At 62.2% G+C, this 18,180-nt stretch carries 17 protein-coding genes; 5 read left to right on the top strand and 12 right to left on the bottom strand.

Translation table 11 applies throughout. From position 1 onward, the window contains the following. Nucleotides 1–177: 177 nt before the first annotated feature. Nucleotides 178–2,037: a DUF4012 domain-containing protein gene (locus ACFWAD_RS22550; RefSeq protein WP_378547893.1), complete on the top strand. Its 1,860-nt coding sequence runs from the start codon at nt 178–180 to the stop codon at nt 2,035–2,037. Between the two features lie 201 nt (nt 2,038–2,238). Next, complete coding sequence (locus ACFWAD_RS22545; RefSeq protein WP_378547890.1) at nt 2,239–3,270, top strand: iron-siderophore ABC transporter substrate-binding protein; 1,032 nt, start codon at nt 2,239–2,241, stop codon at nt 3,268–3,270. Between the two features lie 36 nt (nt 3,271–3,306). On the opposite strand, the gene ACFWAD_RS22540 is transcribed toward ACFWAD_RS22545, so the two are convergent. The 6 genes from ACFWAD_RS22540 to ACFWAD_RS22515 all read right to left on the bottom strand — a co-directional run bounded on the left by ACFWAD_RS22540 (nt 3,307) and on the right by ACFWAD_RS22515 (nt 10,133). Beyond that, complete coding sequence (locus ACFWAD_RS22540) at nt 3,307–3,810, bottom strand: MarR family transcriptional regulator (RefSeq protein ID WP_317826419.1); 504 nt, start codon at nt 3,808–3,810, stop codon at nt 3,307–3,309. A 77-nt stretch (nt 3,811–3,887) separates the two neighbouring features. Further along, a complete protein-coding gene (locus ACFWAD_RS22535; RefSeq protein ID WP_378547886.1) occupies nt 3,888–5,126 on the bottom strand; it encodes a hypothetical protein in 1,239 nt (412 codons plus the stop codon). A 34-nt stretch (nt 5,127–5,160) separates the two neighbouring features. After that, nucleotides 5,161–7,152, bottom strand: a complete 1,992-nt coding sequence (locus ACFWAD_RS22530) for an ArnT family glycosyltransferase (RefSeq protein ID WP_378547883.1) — start codon at nt 7,150–7,152, stop codon at nt 5,161–5,163. Between the two features lie 93 nt (nt 7,153–7,245). Continuing rightward, nucleotides 7,246–7,758: a GNAT family N-acetyltransferase gene (locus tag ACFWAD_RS22525; protein WP_378547880.1), complete on the bottom strand. Its 513-nt coding sequence runs from the start codon at nt 7,756–7,758 to the stop codon at nt 7,246–7,248. Nucleotides 7,759–7,892: 134 nt separating this feature from the next. Then, nucleotides 7,893–9,191: a DUF222 domain-containing protein gene (locus ACFWAD_RS22520; protein WP_378547877.1), complete on the bottom strand. Its 1,299-nt coding sequence runs from the start codon at nt 9,189–9,191 to the stop codon at nt 7,893–7,895. 48 nt (nt 9,192–9,239) lie between these two features. After that, nucleotides 9,240–10,133: a 4-hydroxy-tetrahydrodipicolinate synthase family protein gene (locus ACFWAD_RS22515; RefSeq protein ID WP_378547874.1), complete on the bottom strand. Its 894-nt coding sequence runs from the start codon at nt 10,131–10,133 to the stop codon at nt 9,240–9,242. Between the two features lie 71 nt (nt 10,134–10,204). Between ACFWAD_RS22515 and ACFWAD_RS22510 the strand changes: the two genes are divergently transcribed. Beyond that, nucleotides 10,205–11,113: a LysR substrate-binding domain-containing protein gene (locus ACFWAD_RS22510; RefSeq protein WP_378547871.1), complete on the top strand. Its 909-nt coding sequence runs from the start codon at nt 10,205–10,207 to the stop codon at nt 11,111–11,113. 6 nt (nt 11,114–11,119) lie between these two features. Here ACFWAD_RS22510 and nadC read toward each other — a convergent pair whose 3' ends face one another. Genes nadC through nadA form a run of 3 tightly spaced genes read right to left on the bottom strand, consistent with a single transcriptional unit; the run spans nt 11,120 to nt 14,597 of the window. After that, nucleotides 11,120–11,992, bottom strand: a complete 873-nt coding sequence (gene nadC, locus ACFWAD_RS22505) for a carboxylating nicotinate-nucleotide diphosphorylase (RefSeq protein ID WP_378538758.1) — start codon at nt 11,990–11,992, stop codon at nt 11,120–11,122. Next, nucleotides 11,992–13,563 (bottom strand): L-aspartate oxidase, encoded by a 1,572-nt coding sequence (locus ACFWAD_RS22500; protein ID WP_378547868.1) that lies wholly within the window; start codon nt 13,561–13,563, stop codon nt 11,992–11,994. Before ACFWAD_RS22500 ends, nadC begins: the two co-directional genes overlap by 1 nt. Then, nucleotides 13,560–14,597, bottom strand: a complete 1,038-nt coding sequence (gene nadA / locus ACFWAD_RS22495; RefSeq protein WP_283304452.1) for a quinolinate synthase NadA — start codon at nt 14,595–14,597, stop codon at nt 13,560–13,562. Before nadA ends, ACFWAD_RS22500 begins: the two co-directional genes overlap by 4 nt. A gap of 102 nt (nt 14,598–14,699) precedes the next feature. Between nadA and ACFWAD_RS22490 the strand changes: the two genes are divergently transcribed. Beyond that, nucleotides 14,700–15,428, top strand: a complete 729-nt coding sequence (locus ACFWAD_RS22490) for an NUDIX domain-containing protein (protein ID WP_378547865.1) — start codon at nt 14,700–14,702, stop codon at nt 15,426–15,428. A gap of 14 nt (nt 15,429–15,442) precedes the next feature. On the opposite strand, the gene ACFWAD_RS22485 is transcribed toward ACFWAD_RS22490, so the two are convergent. Both ACFWAD_RS22485 and ACFWAD_RS22480 read right to left on the bottom strand, forming a co-directional pair. After that, the gene (locus ACFWAD_RS22485) at nt 15,443–15,775 is read right to left on the bottom strand and encodes a short-chain dehydrogenase (RefSeq protein ID WP_378449614.1); all 333 of its coding nucleotides are present in this window, start codon (nt 15,773–15,775) and stop codon (nt 15,443–15,445) included. A 111-nt stretch (nt 15,776–15,886) separates the two neighbouring features. Continuing rightward, nucleotides 15,887–16,489, bottom strand: coding sequence for a TetR/AcrR family transcriptional regulator (locus ACFWAD_RS22480; RefSeq protein ID WP_378547862.1), 603 nt, complete (start codon nt 16,487–16,489; stop codon nt 15,887–15,889). Between the two features lie 83 nt (nt 16,490–16,572). Between ACFWAD_RS22480 and ACFWAD_RS22475 the strand changes: the two genes are divergently transcribed. Further along, complete coding sequence (locus ACFWAD_RS22475; protein ID WP_378547859.1) at nt 16,573–17,403, top strand: SDR family NAD(P)-dependent oxidoreductase; 831 nt, start codon at nt 16,573–16,575, stop codon at nt 17,401–17,403. Between the two features lie 11 nt (nt 17,404–17,414). Here the strand turns inward: ACFWAD_RS22475 and ACFWAD_RS22470 are convergent, their stop codons facing one another. Continuing rightward, entirely contained in the window at nt 17,415–18,005 is a 591-nt protein-coding gene (locus ACFWAD_RS22470) for a DUF2567 domain-containing protein (RefSeq protein ID WP_378547856.1), read from the bottom strand. Nucleotides 18,006–18,180: the final 175 nt, after the last annotated feature.

Here is an 18,180-nt window from a genome sequence, read left to right as displayed (position 1 = left end):
TTCACCAGCCTTGTTATTCACGAACATTCGGTGGCTGATCACGTGAATCCATGGGAGCGAACACCACGAACGGCCGAACCGAACCCTACTGTCTCGTCTAAGTTTTCACCACCGGGCCAACACTGCTAGACATGTCGACGCAGCTTTCACGCACTCAAACGTCAGGAGCTTCAGCGGATGAACAACGACACGGTGGGACCAAAGTCCGACGACGATTCCGGGGCTGAACCGATCGGCTCCGACAACATCCCACCGAGCGGTCAGGAGCGCGAACCCAAGGGGTCGGCTGCATTTCTCCGAAGCCACCGAACAGCGGTCGCGATCACGGCATCGACACTGCTCGTGGGCGGTTTTGTGGCCTGGCTCGGTTACACGTCATACGAGGCGCAGGGCAACCTGGAAGCGGCTCGCGACCATGCACAATCGGCAAAGAGTGCACTACTTGCCGGGGATACGGGGGTCGCAGAGTCCGCCGCGGCGGAAGCCGATCTCGCGGCGTCGACCGCCTATGACAACACCCATTCGCTTCCCTGGAACATCGCCGCCGCTGTTCCTGTCATCGGGTCGCCCTTCGACTCGACGCGCCAGATGACCGAGGTCGTCCAGGGACTCACGCGTGACGTTCTCGGTCCTGCTGTCACTGTCGGAACTTCACTCGCACCAACGGAATTGGTGCAGCCCGGCGGACGCTTGGCACTCGCACCGTTACGCGAAGCAGAACCGAAACTGGCCGAAACAGCTATCGCCGCGGAATTGCTGTCGTCGCAGGCACAGGAAGTTCCCGAATCGAAGTACCTGGGCCGAGTTAACGATGCCCGAGCAGAATTGCAGTCGCAGACAAGCGAACTGGCTACCCTCTTGACGAACACCGCCACAGCGGCTCGCATCGCACCGGCGATGCTCGGCACCGACGGACCGCGCAATTACTTCATCGGTTTCCAGACCAATGCGGAAGCCCGCGGAACCGGTGGCCTCTTGGGCGGATACGGCATCGTCCGAGTCGACGACGGCGCCGCTCGGGTGGACACACTCTCCCCCAACTCCGAACTAACACTGGACAATCAACCGATAGACCTTGGTCCTGACTTCAACCAGCTGTACGGAACAAGTCGCCCGACCACCGATTCTCGCAACAGCAACCTCAGCTCGCACTTTCCCTACGCGGCACAGATCTGGCAGTCCCTGTGGTCACAGGAGTCCGGGGGTGAAATGGTCGACGGTGCGATAGCGACCGATCCGATAGCCCTGAGTTACATTCTGAAAGCGGTAGGGCCGATCAAGATGCCCGACGGGGAGTCGGTGACGGCCGACAACGTCGTGGAACTGACCGAGTCGACCGCGTATGCACGCTTCCCTTCTGACAACAAGGCACGAAAGCAGTATCTGCAGACGATCGCGGCCCGCGTCGTCGAGAAGATGACCGGGAACATCAAGTCCCCGAGCGCGCTGCTGGAAGCACTGGGCAAGGGCGTCAGCGAGGGCAGAATCGCGGTGTGGAGCTCGCACCCCGACGAACAATCGGTGCTCGCCGACACGGTCCTCGGTCATACGATCCCCGGAGATTCGGCGCCGTATGCCGGTGTGGTGATCAACAACCAAGCCGGCAACAAGCTCGACTACTACCTCACAAGAGAAATCGACTACACAGCGCAGACGTGCACCGGCGACACCCGAAAGACAACGGTCACCGTTCGACTGACGAACAACGCACCCGACGCCGACCTGACCGAATACGTCAGCGGGATCGTCGACAACCCCGGACGACTGCCCAAGGGCACCAACGTGGCCGCAGTCACCTTGCTGGCAACGACCGGAGCAAAACTTGACGCGGTCTCGGTGGGCGGGCAGATTTCGTTTGCCGTCAACGGATCAGAGCAGGGGCACCCGGCCTTCATGACGAGGGCCGTCATTCCGCGAGGACAGACTGTTGAACTGAAGTTCGATCTGACCGAGCCCACAGCCGAGGGCGAGGCCCGCGTACCGGTCCAGCCGCTGGTCGACGAACCGAGGATCACGGTCGACGTGCCTACCTGCTGAACGTGATCGGCAAACGTCCATCGCTGCCCTTCCGCGCGGACGTTTGCCGATCAGCGTCTTTCGACAGCCCTCGATGAACTTTCAACAGATTTGAAACTTTGTCGAAGGCTAGCCTATGCTTCCTGACGCGCCTGGAACCGGCCGTCGGCTGCGATCCGTCGGAGTCTCACTCCTCGGCGCATCGACAACGGAAGGTTCCTCATGCGATACGCCCGTGTGCGCTCACTTCGCCGAACTGTGGCGCTGAGCGGATTGGTCATTGCCGCCCTAGTGGTCGGCGGATGCAGCAATACCAACACTGACACCGAATCAGGCAACAGCGACTTCGACACCGTCACCATCGAAAGTGCACTCGGAAACGCCGTCATCACGGAAAAGCCCGAGCGAATCGTGACCCTCGGCATGGGATCGGCTGAGACTGTGATCGCGCTCGGCACGATCCCGGTCGGCGTCGAAAAGTACGCATGGGGCAGCGACGACACCGGGTATCTGCCGTGGGTCCACGAAGCGGTCACGAAGCAAGGTGGCGAACTGCCCGAGCAGTTCACCGGCGGAACCGATCTCAACATCGAAGCGATCATCGCTCTCGAACCAGACCTGATCCTCGCCCCCTGGTCCGGCATCACTCAGCAGCAGTTCGACTCACTCAACGCATTCGCGCCGACCGTCGCCTACGCCGAAAGCCCGTGGACCATCACGTGGGAAGAGCAGATCAACGTCATCGGCAAAGCCATGGGTGAATCCGAGAAGGCAACGGCCGAAATCGACAAGATCAAGTCGCAGTTCGCGGAATCGACTGCAGCACATCCGAATTATGCCGACGTCAGCTTCTCCTTCATCTACAACACGGGCCCAGGAACCCTCGGCGTCTTTTTCGCCGAAGAGCAGCGCGTGGCCATGGTCCGCGCACTTGGCCTGCAGGTGGATCCCGTCGTCTACACCTTGACGGAATCGGAAGGCACAGACTCAGCAGTCATCGGCCTGGAGAACGCAAACCTCCTCGACAAGTCCGACGTGCTCTTCACCTTCTACTCGGACCCGGCCAATCGCGCCGAGATCGAAGCGCAGCCCGCCTACCAAGCCATCCCCGCCGTGGCTCGGGGAACTGTGATCGCTCCGACCGAACAGCCCTTCGTCACGGGTTCCTCGATGATCAACCCGCTGACCGTGCCCTGGTCGCTCGAGCGTTACGTACCGATGATCGACGAGGCAATCGCGAAGCTGAACAAGTGATGTAGATACGCACCGTGCGATCGAGAAGCCCGCGTCCTATTCGGATGCGGGCTTCTTGCCGTCACGTTCGCTCTTGAATCGCATCCACTCACTGCTCAGCATGCGATTGTCGATGATCCACCCCATGTAATCGCGCATGTTGAGCACACGAATGTACGCGGGGCCGTTGGGGTTTGCGTATTGCAGCGCCTCGGTCGCAAGCTTGCGTTGATTCTCGAGATACACGTGCTCTGTTTCGAGGAATCCGCCCCACACGTCGGAATCCATGACGTAGTAGTGAGTCCGATCCCGAGGCTTGCGCGTGCGTTTGACGAAGCCCCGGTCGATCAACCGGCGAATGTAGGTGGACACCGATCCGCGACTTGCTCCGAGTGCCTGCGCCAACTCTTCGGCACTGACCCCTGGCGACTCGCTGATCAACAGATAGCCCGCAATCCGACCTTCGATACGAGCCCCACCACCGGACTGCCAGTACACGGAGAACTGGTCGATGAACCAGGTGGAGAAATCGTCACCGCGAGCAGGGCTGGCATCGCCCATTCGTTGAGCCTCCGAGGTTACAGGGTACGAACAAAACTGGGTCCGAACAATTCGTCACTATTGTGCCAGCACCACACTCACTGAGCCGAAAGCATCAGTCCTGGAGTGGTTGCAATGAACTCGAGTTGTTCGATTGTCAAGGGTGGTGCTGTGGTGGAGCCAGCCGATTTCACGAACTGGGTCACCACGACGGTTTCGCCCGACGGGTGGACAACCCGGACCGTGTCGTCGCCCGAGCCATAAGGATCAGTCAGGCGAGTCACGGCGGTGGAGCCTGGCAACGTGAGTGTCTCACCCGGTTCCGGCACGGCGGTACCAACCGATATTTCGACATCGCTGCTGCCGTCCGCTGTCGAAGCGACGATCCGCTCGCACACTCCACCCTGTCCGTAATCATCTGGAACCAACGAACCGAGCGGGCGTTCCAAGGTGACGCCTGCCGCGCCGAGGTCTTTCCACCGTGTGTCGAGCAACTGATTCAGTCGGTCGACATCCATGCGCGTCGCAGGTGGGCCGGCATTCACAGAATCGGTGTAGCAGGATGCCATCGGCGGCGGCGTCGAGTCTGGAACCGGCGCAGTCACCGCAAGCCCCGGCGCGGTTGCGAGCCCGATCAGTTCGTCCATCGTCAAAAGCGGACCAGTACCCGTCGAAGTCTCCGTCGACGTGTCGATGCTGGCAACAACCCGGGATCCGTCGCCGAGATACGCGACGACACCTCGCTCGCCCCCGACATCCGAAGCGACTTCGTCCTCGAAATCCGCAATGTCCAGCACTGTTCCGTTCGCGAGATGCTCCCGCCGATCCACAAGACCCTCCAAGCACGGCGGCACCGGCTGATCCCATGCACGAACCTGAACCGAGACATCGGCCGTCTGCCCGCCGCGACTTACCGCCCCGCTTGCCCTCGTCGAACCGCTGAACTCGATCGGGTCGACCCCGTCAGGAAACGATGCACCCCGGAAATTCTGGATCGGCGCAAACTCGAACGATTTCGACGGACTCGCAAATACAACCTCGACATCGGAAGGCAACGATTGGAGTAACGCATCGCTCATAGCGGTGGCCTTCGGCCCCGAGAACCATGGATAGTCCGGATCGTCATAGCCAGGCCCGCCCGCGGAACCGTAGTTGAATCGTACCGGCGGACCCGGCGATTCAACCGAATCGCAGCCAGGAATCGACGTGCCTGTGTCCTCGTTCGTCACCGCCGCGACAACAGTTCCCAATGCGACGATCGAGACGATCACCAGCCCGTCGCGCCAGGTCCATTGCTCGCGACGACGGTTCGACTCGTGTGCGGTGTGCCCAGACATTTCTCGATCATTGCCTACGGCAACAACTACGTCACTATCCGACATACCCAGTGAGGTCGTACACCGTGGAATTTCCCACTGTCGTCGATCCGAAATTGGCTTCGACCCATTCCTGGATGGCACTCGACGTGCTGTCCCCGCTTTGGCCCTCTCTCTGGCTTCCGCCCTGGCCACCGGCAATGTAGTAGTGAATTTTTCCGTCTGCCACGTACTGGATGATTTGATCCAATGTCGGTGCGGGATCGGAACTCCAACCGCCGATCGCCATCACCGCGGTATTGCTGGCCAACTCGTAAGTTGCTGCGCTTTGCGAACCGTTGGTCGCGGCCGACCACGTGGTGCCCGCATTGACCAGCATTGCCGTCAACTCTGAAGCACTTTCGCTGCCGCTACTCAGTTCTTGCCCGTTCGACGCCGGATTTACAGTCGCGTCAGAAGAACTCGGCGGAGCGTCACCGTTTCGCAGCTCCGGGCCCCCACCCATACCTCCTCCCCCGCTCATTCCGGAATCGGACACCGCACCGGCTGGTCCGGCTGTCGGAATGGATCCGCCGTGCGCGGCTGCGGCAGTGGCAATCGCGTAAGACGCCGAACCTGCTATCCCTGCCAACGAGCCGATGATCAATCCAGCGACAGCAAGCTTTCGGAATCGATCCTTGGCTCCCACCAGAACCAGAATCGCGCCGACGATCGTGCCTACCAACAGAATCCACTTCAGCATCGGCAGCCAGTCGGAATTGCGGTGCAACAACACCCAACTCCAGATTCCTGCGGCCAGCATCATCGCAGCCAAGCCGCAACGTCCGATCCAACGGGCACGGACCAACCACAGAGCGTATCCACCGGTCCCGATCATCCCCGCGACGGCGGGCGCAAGCGCAACTGTGTAGTAGGGGTGGATCGTGCCGGACATATAGCTGAAGATCAGGCCGGTAACGAGAAACCAACCACCCCACAGGATCAACGACGCGCGGAGAATATCTGTGCGCGGTGCGCGTCCCCGAGCGAGGAGTCCGAATACCAGTGCGATCAGTGCCGCAGGAATCAGCCAGGAAATCTGTATACCCATCTCGCTGCCGAACAGCCGCTCCAGTCCGGTACTCCCCCCGAAGCTCGAACCTGCACTGCCACCGTTCATTCCGCCACCACCACCGGTGTTACCGAAAAGTCGACCCAATCCGTTGTATCCCAGCACCAAGTCCATGACGCTGTTGTTGGTCGACCCACCGATGTACGGGCGAGAATCCGCAGGCCACAGCCACACTGCCAAGACCCACCACCCGGCCGATACGACAACGGCCGTGGCTCCGATCGCCAAGTGGACCAAGCGAGCTCGCAGACGTGCCTGTCCGGCAATCACATACGCACCTCCGAATGCAGGTAATACCATCAACCCCTGCAACATCTTGGTGAGAAAAGCGAACCCCAGCGCAACACCGGCGAGGGCTACCCACATCGCGGCTCGTCGACCCATCGCCGTGCCCATTGCCCGAATCACGAAGTAGCCGGCGAGAGTCATGAGCAGAACCAACAGTGCATCAGGATTGTCGAACTTGAACATCAAGGCGGCAGCCGGCGTAGCGGCCAGCGCAGCTCCCGCCACAAGACCCGCAGCAGGCGACGCCACTCGTTTGACGGCCGCATACACGATCGCAACCGATCCGACGCCCATCAATGCCTGCGGAACTAGAAGGCTGGCACTCGAAAATCCGAAGATCCGTCCGGACAGACCCATGACCCACAACGAAGCGGGCGGTTTGTCGACCGTGATGAAATTCGAGGTATCGAGGGACCCGAAGAACCACGCTTTCCAATCTTGTGAGCCGGCTTGCGCAGCCGCAGCGTAGAACGTGTTGGCGTATCCACTCGCGGTCAGATTCCACAGATACAGGACCGCCGTTGCCGCCAACAGGGTCGTCAGCGCCAATCCTGTACGGCGAGTGCGGAACCACGACGGCGAGGGCTCCGCTCGATGGGCAGTTGGTGCCGGCCGCTGAGGTGGGGCCGGATGCAGAACGGCGGTCATCAGGAAGTCCCTTCACGAGTTACTGTCCTGTCAACGATCGCGTCTCCAACCCTGGCGGCACTGGGACCCGGCTGGAAGGTTGCTGTGAATGGATCAGGTCAGGGTGCGCTCGAACAGCACGACGCTGAACCAACCGTTGTCGGCATCATCTCCGAAGTCACGACGCCCGACCTCGGTAAAACCCGCGTCCAAGTAGTAGCGACGCAGTCGCACGTTCGTTTCCACACAATCGAGCCGCAGGTACTGCGCGCCCTCCTCTGCAGACCGTCGACGCGCCCAGAGCAGTAAGCGTTCACCCATCGAGTCGCCCGAAAATGCTCGATCGACAACCAATCCGTGCACATAGCCTGCGGGTTCATCCGAATCGGGCCAAACCTGAGGGTCTGACCAGATCAACCTCAGCGCACCGGCGATCCTCGACTGAACCTGGTCTCGCGCGACATAGAACTCCCCTCGCGAAATCTGGGCCTCGATCTGCTCGAGAGACACTTCGCGAGGACGCCACTGAGCGATTCCACGTTCCGCCAACCAGTCTTCCGCTCCATGCCGAAGCGCCAAGATCGCTGGCGCATCACTTCCGATCGCCCGCACAACGTCCACGGTCATGATCCCTCCCCCCGATACGACCAACCACAGGTGCGGCCCACAGCGGCACGACCTCTAGGCTCCGCCTCGGATGTATCTGCGAGATGGAGCCTATCGGCGTGAACTTATGTCTCTGAACGGGTCCCACCACTCGGTCAGGTTTTGAAGGTGGTGTTCGCCGGCCGCGGGTGCCGCTGCGGGTCGATCGAGGGCGGCGGGATGAACCAGGGTTTGTTGTCGAGGCCGATCCGAATTTCCCATTTTCCGACGAACCCGGATTTTCGGTGCATCAGTCGGTGGTGTGAACGGCACAGCAGGACAAGTTTGTTCATCACCGTCGGACCACCGTTTGCCCAGTGCTTAATGTGGTGCGCATCGGTCCACGCCGGTATGCACGAACACCCCGGGAACGCGCAACCCCTGTCTCGGGCGATCAGGGCGACGCGTTGTTCGGCGTTGACCAATCGTTTTCCGGGTGTCGCATCCAAGGGTGCGCCGTGGTCGTCGAGTAGGACGGTCGAGAGGAAACAGTCGCACCCGAGAAGCCTGGTCTGCGACACCGACAGCGGCCCGAGCCATGGCATGTGCCCGACATCAAGATCCGACGGCGACTCTTCACCAACAGAAGGCGCGGCGGCGCAGTCCCGATGCTCAGCGAGGTCGCGGGCGTTGATGTGCACGTTCACGTGTGGGCGTTGGCCGCCGTCGGTTCCGGTTTTTGCGCAGTCGAGGTATCGGCGGATCAGTTCGGTGAACCCGTCTGCGGTCCGCTTCGCTGCCGACCGGGCGTCGGGAGTTCCGTCGGGCGCTGGGGTCGGCATCGTCAGATTCGACAACGCCGATAACAGCATTTCGCCGGTGAGAGCGTCGAAATCCCCGCGCACCACCACCCGACCATTGAGCGTCGACGCGATACGCAACTCATTGAGATCCACGTCTTCAGCTGACGGAATCTCATCCGATTCGAACACGCGCTCCAACGTCGCGATGACATGGCGTACCTTCGTCGTCGTCGCTTCCACCCCCGCCGCAGCAGCCAACAACAAATCGATGCACTTCGGTAGCGCTTCCTCCGGCATCCCCTTCGGCGGGGACTCACAAAACGCCACGATCAACACGGCATGATCGAACGAGCAATCCCCACAATCGAAACTCGCTGCCACCGCGGGAAACGGCCGCAGCGCCGCACCAAGGGCTGCGATCTTCTTCCCGTCACGAACCTGCAGCATCGTGTTGGCCGCCAACCACGCACCGACCCCGCGGCTGGCAATCACCTGATCATCCGGACGCATCGAGAGTTCGTCCACCACCGCCACCCGCACCGCTTCGAGCCGAAGAATCTCCGCACTCGCCTCGACAGCGGCAGCGCGTAACTCGGCAGCAGTCAACCGCCACAGGCGTCCGCGTAACCCCACCGCGGAACCAGACACCACTTCCGACAACAAGACACTCATTGAATCCCCCGATCCCTACCCCCAACAGTACTCGAACACGCGTTCGAGTCAAGAGCGATAGATCTCCATCGCTCGACCCACCGATTCATCGCTCGCCGGTAGCAACGGCAATCGAACATGAGGCGTCGGAATCTGCCCCAACGCATGCAACATACCCTTGATCACAGTCGGGTTCGGTTCGGAAAACAGGGCCCCGGACAGCTTCGACAACCGTCGTCCAAGGTCGCGAGCACTGTCCACATCGCCACTGTCCCAAGCTTTTACCAAGCGGACGAAGTCACCAGTCGACACATGAGCCGACGCCAGAATTCCGCCGGACGCACCCAAGGCCAGGAGCGGTGCGAGGAACAGATCATCCCCGGCCAGTACGGCGAAGTCGTCCGGAAGATCCGCGAAGAGTTCGACGGCAGCTGCGTCGATACTGCCGGCGGCATACTTCACAGCAACAACCCCGGGCAACGCTCCCAACTCCCGCAGTGTGCGACCGTCCAAATCGCACGCAGTTCGGTACGGCACGTGATAGACGATGAGGGGTACCGGGCTCGATTCCTGCAGGTACGTAAAATGCGCCACCACACCGGCTTTCGACGGCCTCGTGAATGAGGGAACCGGAACCAAAGCCGCCGAGACCTCCGGCCACCGACTCAGACTGTCGAGCGCCCGCGCACTGCCCACCGTGTCGCTACCACCGGCGCCGACGATCAACGTCGCGCGCCGCGCACGGCACACGCTCGCGCAGATGTCCAGAACCACCACTCTCTCCTGCTCAGTCAGCGTTGCGCTCTCCGCCGTCGTCCCGAGCGCAACGAGTCCGACCGCACCATCGGAGAGAACCTGGTGCGCAAGCCGTTCGAGTGCGTCGGTTGCGATACGACCGTCGCTCTCGAACGGGGTGATCAGAGGGACATGGATTCCGGCGAGGTCAATTCGAGCAGTAGTCATAGAACTCAGCCTCACCCAACAAACCTTGTAGGTCTAGTTCGCGTTTCCACCGTCGAGCGTAAGCTGAGCTGATGCTTGATGTTCGTCGACTGAAACTCTTGCGTGAACTAGCGCTGCGCGGCACGATCGTTGCCGTCGCCGAGGCGTTGTCGTTCAGTCCCTCTGCCGTGTCGCAGCAATTGGCCGTTCTCGAACGTGAAGCCGGCGTTCCTCTGTTGGAACGCACGGGGCGTCGGGTGCGCCTCACGCCGGCAGGCGAGAACCTCGCACGTCACGCCGAAGTCATCCTGCAACGCCTGGAACAGGCATCGGGTGAATTGGTCGACGCTCGTCGTGGCCTCGCCGGACCGCTACGCATTGGTACGTTCCCGACTGCCGCACGTGCGATCCTCCCTCCGGCCTTGATCGCACTGTCGCACGAGCACCCGGGATTGGAACCGATGGTCTCGGAAATCGACCCAGCCGACGTCGCCGACGCGCTACGAGCCGGGAATTTGGACTTGGCTTTGATTCACGACTACGACTTCGTCCCTCGCCCCACCGAACCGGGCCTGACGACATTGCCGCTGTGCAGCGAAGCCGTGTACCTCGCTTCGAGTGACATCGAGTCAGATCCCGGTAACGCTGTCGCATCGTTGACCGACTGCGTAGAACGTCCCTGGATTACCGCGATCCCCGGAACCGCTTGCCACGCAATGACCATTCGCGCGTGCCAAGCTGCCGGGTTCACACCGAAAGTGCGTCATCACATCGACGAGTTCGCCACTGTTCTCGCCCTCGTTGCTGCGGGACAGGGAGTTTCACTGGTCCCGGAACTCGGAGCAAGTCATCCACCACCGGGAGTGCAGCTCACGCCGATGCCTATTCGGCGACGGACCAAGATCGCCCACCGAGCCGGCTCCGACGCACACCCGGCAGTCACAACCGTGACAAGCGCGCTTCGCTCGGCAGTCCCGCTACTGCTGGACGCCGAGCACTAGCGGCACTTACATGTCGAGCCCGAGGTCGAGCACCGTCACCGAGTGTGTCAGTGCACCTACGGCCAGGTAGTCGACGCCGGTTCGGGCGTACTCTGCGGCAACGTCGATGGTGAGACCACCGGATGACTCGAGCTTGGTTTCGGGAGCAACAGCGTCGCGGCGCTGGACCGCAATCTGCGTCTGCCACAGCGGGAAGTTGTCCAGCAGAACAAGTTCGACCTTTTCCGCCAGCACCTGATCGAGCTGAGTGAGATTGTCGACCTCTACTTCACACTCGATGTCCGGCGCGAGTTCGCGGACAGCGCGCAGTGCAGCAACCACCGAACCGGCAGCAGCAACGTGGTTGTCCTTGATCAATGCGGCGTCACCCAACCCCATGCGGTGGTTGACTCCCCCGCCCACGTGAACTGCATATTTCTGCAGAGAGCGCAGGCCTGGCAACGTCTTTCGACTGTCGCGCACCTTGGCATGAGTGCCGGCGATGGCGTCGACCCACTGTGATGTCGCCGTCGCGATCCCCGAGAGATGGCAGACGAGGTTGAGCATCGTCCGCTCTGCCGTGAGAAGTCCGCGGGTGGGCGCGACAACGGTGAGCACCGATTGACCTGGGGCAACCCGAGTTCCGTCGGAGACCCGATCGACTACCTCGTAGTTTCCCGCGCCGATCACCTCGTCGAGAACAAGCAGTCCGACGTCGATGCCGGCGACGGTACCCGATGAGCGTGACACGACCGAAGCCTTCGCGACCGCATCAGCGGGAACCGTTGCGGTAGAGGTGATATCGGGGCCATAGCGCAGATCCTCGTCGAGAGCGAGCCTGACCAATGTGAGCAGCTCGTCACGGTCGAGCGGCGCGGGCAGGATCTTCTGCTCGGTCATCAATGAACTCCTGTCAACAACATGTCGGGTATTTCGAGCGCTCCATCGGCGCCCATCTTGATCCGAGTGCTGCGACGCTGATTCGGATCTGTCTCAGGATAGTCGGTGCGGGTATGGCAGCCACGGCTCTCGGTTCGCGCCACGGCCACGTCGACCAGTGCAGTCGCGGTCAGTGTGAGCGCCGCGTCTTCGAGGTCCGGAGCGGCCACCGCCACTGTCTGTTCGGCGTCGGCAAGCGCAGCTCGCGCAATCTGGAGACCGCCTCCGTCGCGAACCACCGACGCGTGTGCCGTCATGACGGACTGCACGGTCTCTCGCGGCAGGATCGGCATCGGCTTGCGCACCACGTTGACCACTTCGGCATGGACATCGCGACGCTCGGCAGCTGCGATTCCTGCACGCTCCCCGACTACCAAACCCTCGAGAAGGCTGTTGGACGCAAGGCGATTCGCGCCGTGCAATCCCGTGCGAGCCACTTCACCCGCTGCGTAGAGTCCAGGCACTCCCGTTCGTCCATGGACGTCGGTGGCGACTCCCCCGCACGAATAGTGCGCAGCCGGAGCGACCGGAATCAATTGGGTGCGTGGATCGATACCGGCTTCGAGGCAGGACGCGGTGATGGTCGGGAATCTCGAATCGAAACCGTCGAGCTTTCGTGCGTCGAGATAGACGTGATCGGTGCCGAGATCTCGTAGGCGTGCTGCGATTGCCCGCGAAACCACATCACGCGGGGCGAGATCACCCAGCGGATGAACACCTGCAGTCACCGAATCACCGTTGGTGTCGACAAGAATCGCACCCTCGCCGCGGACCGCCTCACTGATCAGGGGTCGGCGGCCTACCCCACCCGGAGTGAAGAGCACCGTCGGATGGAACTGAACGAACTCCAGGTCCGCAATCGCCGCACCAGCTTCGAGTGCCAACGCGATTCCGTCCGCAGTTGCGCCAGGCGGATTTGTGCTGCAGGCATACAGCTGACCGAGTCCGCCGGTAGCGAGCAGGACCGCTGGTGCATGGATCACCCCAAGCCCTTCCGGGGAGGAGACGACGAGTCCACACACCCCACGGCGGTTGGTCACCACCTGAACTGCCGCTGCACCGAACAGGACGGGCAGGCCGGCAGTATTGAGAGCCCGCTGCACTTCCGCGCCCGTGGCGTCGCCGCCGGCGTGGATGATCCGACGTGTGCTGTGCCCACCCTCGCGGGTGCGCGACACCTCGCCGTCTCGCCCGCGATCGAAGACCGCTCCCAACGCGGCCAGCGCTGCAACAGCGTCGTGACCAGCTTCTACGATGGAATAGACGGCTTCCTCGTCGCACAAACCGACGCCGGCCTCACACGTATCCGCAACGTGCGATTCGACGGAATCCGTATTCAGATCGTCGACGACCGCGATGCCACCCTGCGCGTACTGAGTCGAGGTGTCCGTCGGACCACCCTTGCTGACAGTGAGTACTTTCAGTCCCCGCAGAGAAGCGGTGCGCGCTGCGGTGAGGCCGGCAACACCGCCTCCCACGACGACCAGGTCGGCATGGGCCTCCCAGGCGAAACGCCCGGCAGGGCTGGTCACTCGCCGCCGCCCGGATTACCGATCTCGATCATGCGCTGCACCGATTTCTGCGCACGCTTGGCCATCTCGAGATCGACGTGGACCTCGTCCTTGCCCTCGAGAAGGCAGCGAAGCAACGCGGCAGGCGTGATCATCTTCATGTACGGGCACGATGCGCGGTCGTTGACGGCCTGGAAATCGACGTCGGGCGCTGCCTTGCGCAACTGGTGCAGCATCCCGATCTCGGTCGCGACCAGAACCTGCTTGCTCTTGGTGACGCGGGCAGCGTCGAGCATTCCGCCGGTGGAGAGAATCTTGACCTTGTCCGCGGGGACCGCGCCTTCGCCGGCGAGGTACAGAGCCGAAGTGGCGCAACCACATTCAGGGTGAACGAACAGCTCGGCGTCGGGGTGTGACTTGGACTTGGCCGTCAGCTCGTCACCGTTGATGCCGGCGTGCACGTGGCACTCGCCCGCCCAGATCTGCATGTTGGTACGGCCGGTCACGCGCTTGACGTGAGCTCCCAGGAACTGGTCCGGCAGGAACAGCACCTCGCGGTCGGCATCGATCGAGTTGACCACGTCGACGGCATTGGACGAGGTGCAGCAGATGTCGGTGAGTCCCTTCACCTCTGCCGTGGTGTTCACGTACGACACCACGAGCGCGTTCGGGTTGTCGGCCTTCCACTCACGAAGCTGCTCGGCATTGATCGAGTCGGCCAGCGAGCAGCCGGCCCGCTCGTCCGGGATCAGCACGGTCTTGGACGGCGACAGAATCTTCGCGGTCTCGGCCATGAAGTGCACACCACAAAAGACAATCGTGTCCTCGGGTGCCTCGGCTGCGATTCGCGAGAGAGCCAGGGAATCTCCGACGTGATCGGCGACGTCCTGAATCGCAGGCAGCTGGTAGTTGTGCGCAAGAATCGTCGCGCCGCGTTCGCGAGCCAGACGTTTGATCTCAGCGGCCCACTCGGGGGTCGCTTCGACTCCGTTGTATCCGCCGGGGCCGTCGTGAATCTGCGAGGCCGATCCCTCCCATAACGTCGTGGTCGTCATGGCGTTCTCCTTCACCGTGAACCCGGGCTCGTCACCCAGTTCAAATCCGGACGGGCTGGCCCGGATTTCCGTATTCGAGGTTTTCGACTTAGGATCGAAAACGTGCCCAATAGTAACACCACCCACGAAGTGCTTGCAGCGGTGTTCCAAGTTCGCACCTTCCCCGCAAGCATCGCCGCAGGTGACGGCGATCACTGCCCACAAGGACGCGAAGAGTTGGCCGTGCTGCTGTGGCAGCGTGCACTCAACCCGCAGAAGGGCACGTGGTCCCTGCCCGGGGGCACTTTGCGCGACGACGAGGACCTGACGACCTCCGCTCGACGACTCCTCGCCGAAAAGGTCGACCTACGAAAGGTCGCCCACCTCGAACAACTCTCCGTCTTCAGTGATCCACAACGAGTGCCGGGCCCGCGCCGCATCGCGTCGACCTTCCTCGGACTCGTTCCCATCAGTGCCGATCCACAACTTCCACCGGACACTGCCTGGCACCCCGTTTCGAAATTGCCGGAGATGTCGTTCGACCACGGAACCGTCGTGCGGCACGCGCGCAATCGACTGGCTGCAAAACTCTCCTATACCAACATCGCATTCGGGCTGGCGCCCGAAGAGTTCGCGATGTCGACGCTTCGCGAAATCTACTGCGCTGCACTCGGTTACCAGGTCGATGCCACCAACTTGCAACGCGTACTGGGGCGTCGAGGCGTTCTGACTCCCACCGGCAACACCGCACCGTCCGGCAAGTCGGGTGGACGTCCACCGGCGCTGTACCGTTTCACCGACTCCACCTTGCGGGTCACCGACGAATTTGCCGCACTACGGCCCCCGAGCTGACGTCGATCAGATTCTCAGGCAACGGCTTCGAGATTTCCGCGTTGCAACCACACCGAGGTCACGGCGCCGCCCGGATCGATGACCCGGTTGATTGCACCGAACCGTGTCGTCACCCGATCGAGAATCCGATCGGCCTGCCAACGATCCGTCGGATCGGCGACGATCGCAAAGAAGCGATGGGCAGGTTTTCCCGCCATGACGCGCACCAATTCGGTGACCGTCCGAGCCGTGACTGCGACGCTCCAACCAGCGTCGAGAAACTCGGCGGCAGTGCGCGCACCGTGCTCGAATCCGATGTCCGTGACCAGTACAACTCCCCTGTTCGGGGCGATCTCTGAAACACTCATTGCGGAACCTCCAGTCGGAATCAAACTTCTTGACTCCTATGTAAGTCCGCAATCTTGTGCTTCCCTTGTGCTGGTTCTGTGAGAACTCTGGGGAATTGCGCGCGCCCCACCTCAGACAGATCGAGACAGCCCAGCCCAGAAGACCGTCGAGGCCGCGTTCACCACATCGCCGACCGGTACGTCGCCCAACATTCCGCCCGCAGCAAGCGTCGCGACGCCATGGAACGTCGCAAAGGCAACCAGCGCAATACTTTCCGGATCACCGGCGGCAATATCACCCGCGGCCTGAGCCTCCGATACGAGCCGGACGGTCAGGTCCATCGTCGCGCGCCCCGCGTTGACGACAGTTTCGGCGGCGCCCGGTGCATGCTTGTTGCTGTACATCAACGACAAGAGTCCGGGATGGTCCAGCGCAAAATCCACGTAGGCATTCGCGAGCGAGGAGAACCGGGCCCTCGCGGTCGGTGGAGCATCCGCGACTGCCCGCTCGAGCGCACCGGTCATCCGATGGAATCCACTTTCGGCCAAGGCATCGAGCAAAGCCTGGCGATCACGAAAGTGCTTGCCCGGAGCCGCGTGGCTCACGCCCGCCTCGCGCGCGAGTTGCCTCAGCGACAACTTGTCGACGCCATCTCGTTCGAGTGTTGCTTCGGCCGACACCAGGAGTTCCTGTCGCAGGCTGCCGTGATGGTACGGCTGTTCGTGGGCGGGCATGGTGGCACCATATCAAAATGTTGTCATTGACAACTATGGTGTCAGTGCCTACATTTGGGATCACCCGAACCGAAGGAGCCACCATGGCCATCGACGTAGCCGGAAGCACCGTCCTCATCACCGGAGCCAGCGCTGGGCTCGGAGTGGAATTCGCTCATCGCTTTGCCGCTCGCGGCGCACACCTCGTTCTGGTCGCCAGGCGGGCAGACCGCCTCGAGGCACTCGCCACCGAACTCCGTGGCGCCCACGGCATCACCGTGACAGTCCTGCCCGCCGACCTGGCCGCACCCGGCGTCGGCGCGACCCTGCACCAAGAACTCGCCAGTCGCGATATCACGGTCACGTCCCTGATCAACAACGCCGGATTCGGAACACACGGAGCATTCGTGGACGAAAACCTCGAGCGCGTCACGTCCGAAATTCAGCTCAACATCGCCACACTCGTCGAACTGACGCACACATTCCTGCCCGACCTTCTCACCGGCCGCGGAGCACTGGTCAACATCGCCAGCACCGCGTCGTTCCAGCCGACACCGGGCATGGCGGTCTACGGCGCATCAAAGGCATTCGTACTCAACTTCACCGAAGCGCTCTGGGCAGAAGCTCGCGGTAGCGGATTGACCGTGTTGGCAGTATGCCCCGGTCCGACGCGCACCGAGTTCTTCGACGTAGTCGGCTCCGAGGACGCAGCGGTCGGGCGAATGCAGACGGCAACTCAGGTGGTGGACACCGCTTTCCGAGCACTGGATCGACGCAACGCGCCGCCGACCGTCGTATCAGGACTGCCGAACTGGGTGTCCTCGATCAGCACTCGCTTCGCAACCCGCCGGTTGGGGGCGCTGATTTCGGGCCGACTGCTGGGTGACGTGCGAATGAAGTCCGAAGCGAAGCGCTCGTCGACGTCGCCGGCGTAGCGACGTGACAGCTACGGGAGCTTCGGCTGGATCTCGTCTTCGGTCTGTTCGGTCTCGGTGGCCCGATCCCCGGATTCCGGATCCCCAGATTCCGGATGGTCACCCACACCGAGGTCGTCGTACGGATTGAGCACTGCGAGAACCAAAGTCACGACGCACGCCGCGAGCGGCTGAAACAGAAGGACGAGCAAGGTGCCGATGTTCGGCGCCCGCGCGATGATCTCCCCGACCGCCGGATTGTCGGCCGTGGGGAAACGCAGTCTGGCCACACCCGAGCCCACGAGTGCCATCAGGCCTGCTCCCACCGCTGAGCCGACGATCAACCCGCCCAGGGCATACGGGCCTCGACTCAGGCGTGCCAGCCAGGCCGCCACCGCCGACAGCACACCGACGATCAGTGCCAGCCAGATGAATACTGCGCTCGCGTCGAACTGGTGAAGACTCTCACCCGTCAACGCGACGCCGCGCCCCTCGGACACCACCAACAGGTGCTCTGCCGGAGCCAAGAACGCCCACAGCACACCAACGAGCACGCTCACGCCCGCAGTGGTTGCGGCGATCACGATCGCGGTGCGCAGACGAGTCTGCCGAAGAGAGATCACACAGAGTGACGCTACCTGCGGGCGGCGTCGATCGAGTCGACGACACCGTGACGGGAGCATTTCGCCCACCATCCGTCAGGACTGACCTGAACGATCATGCGACGTCCGCACTGCTCGCAGAAGCGAGGAGGCTCGAGCCCCATCGACGCCGCAGTCGGCGTCGGATCGTCGACAC

Source organism: Rhodococcus sp. NPDC059969 (assembly GCF_042738325.1).
GTDB lineage: Bacteria > Actinomycetota > Actinomycetes > Mycobacteriales > Mycobacteriaceae > Rhodococcus_F.
The sequence above is the reverse complement of the archived record's forward strand: the minus strand, read 5'-3'. Positions and strand labels throughout refer to the sequence as shown.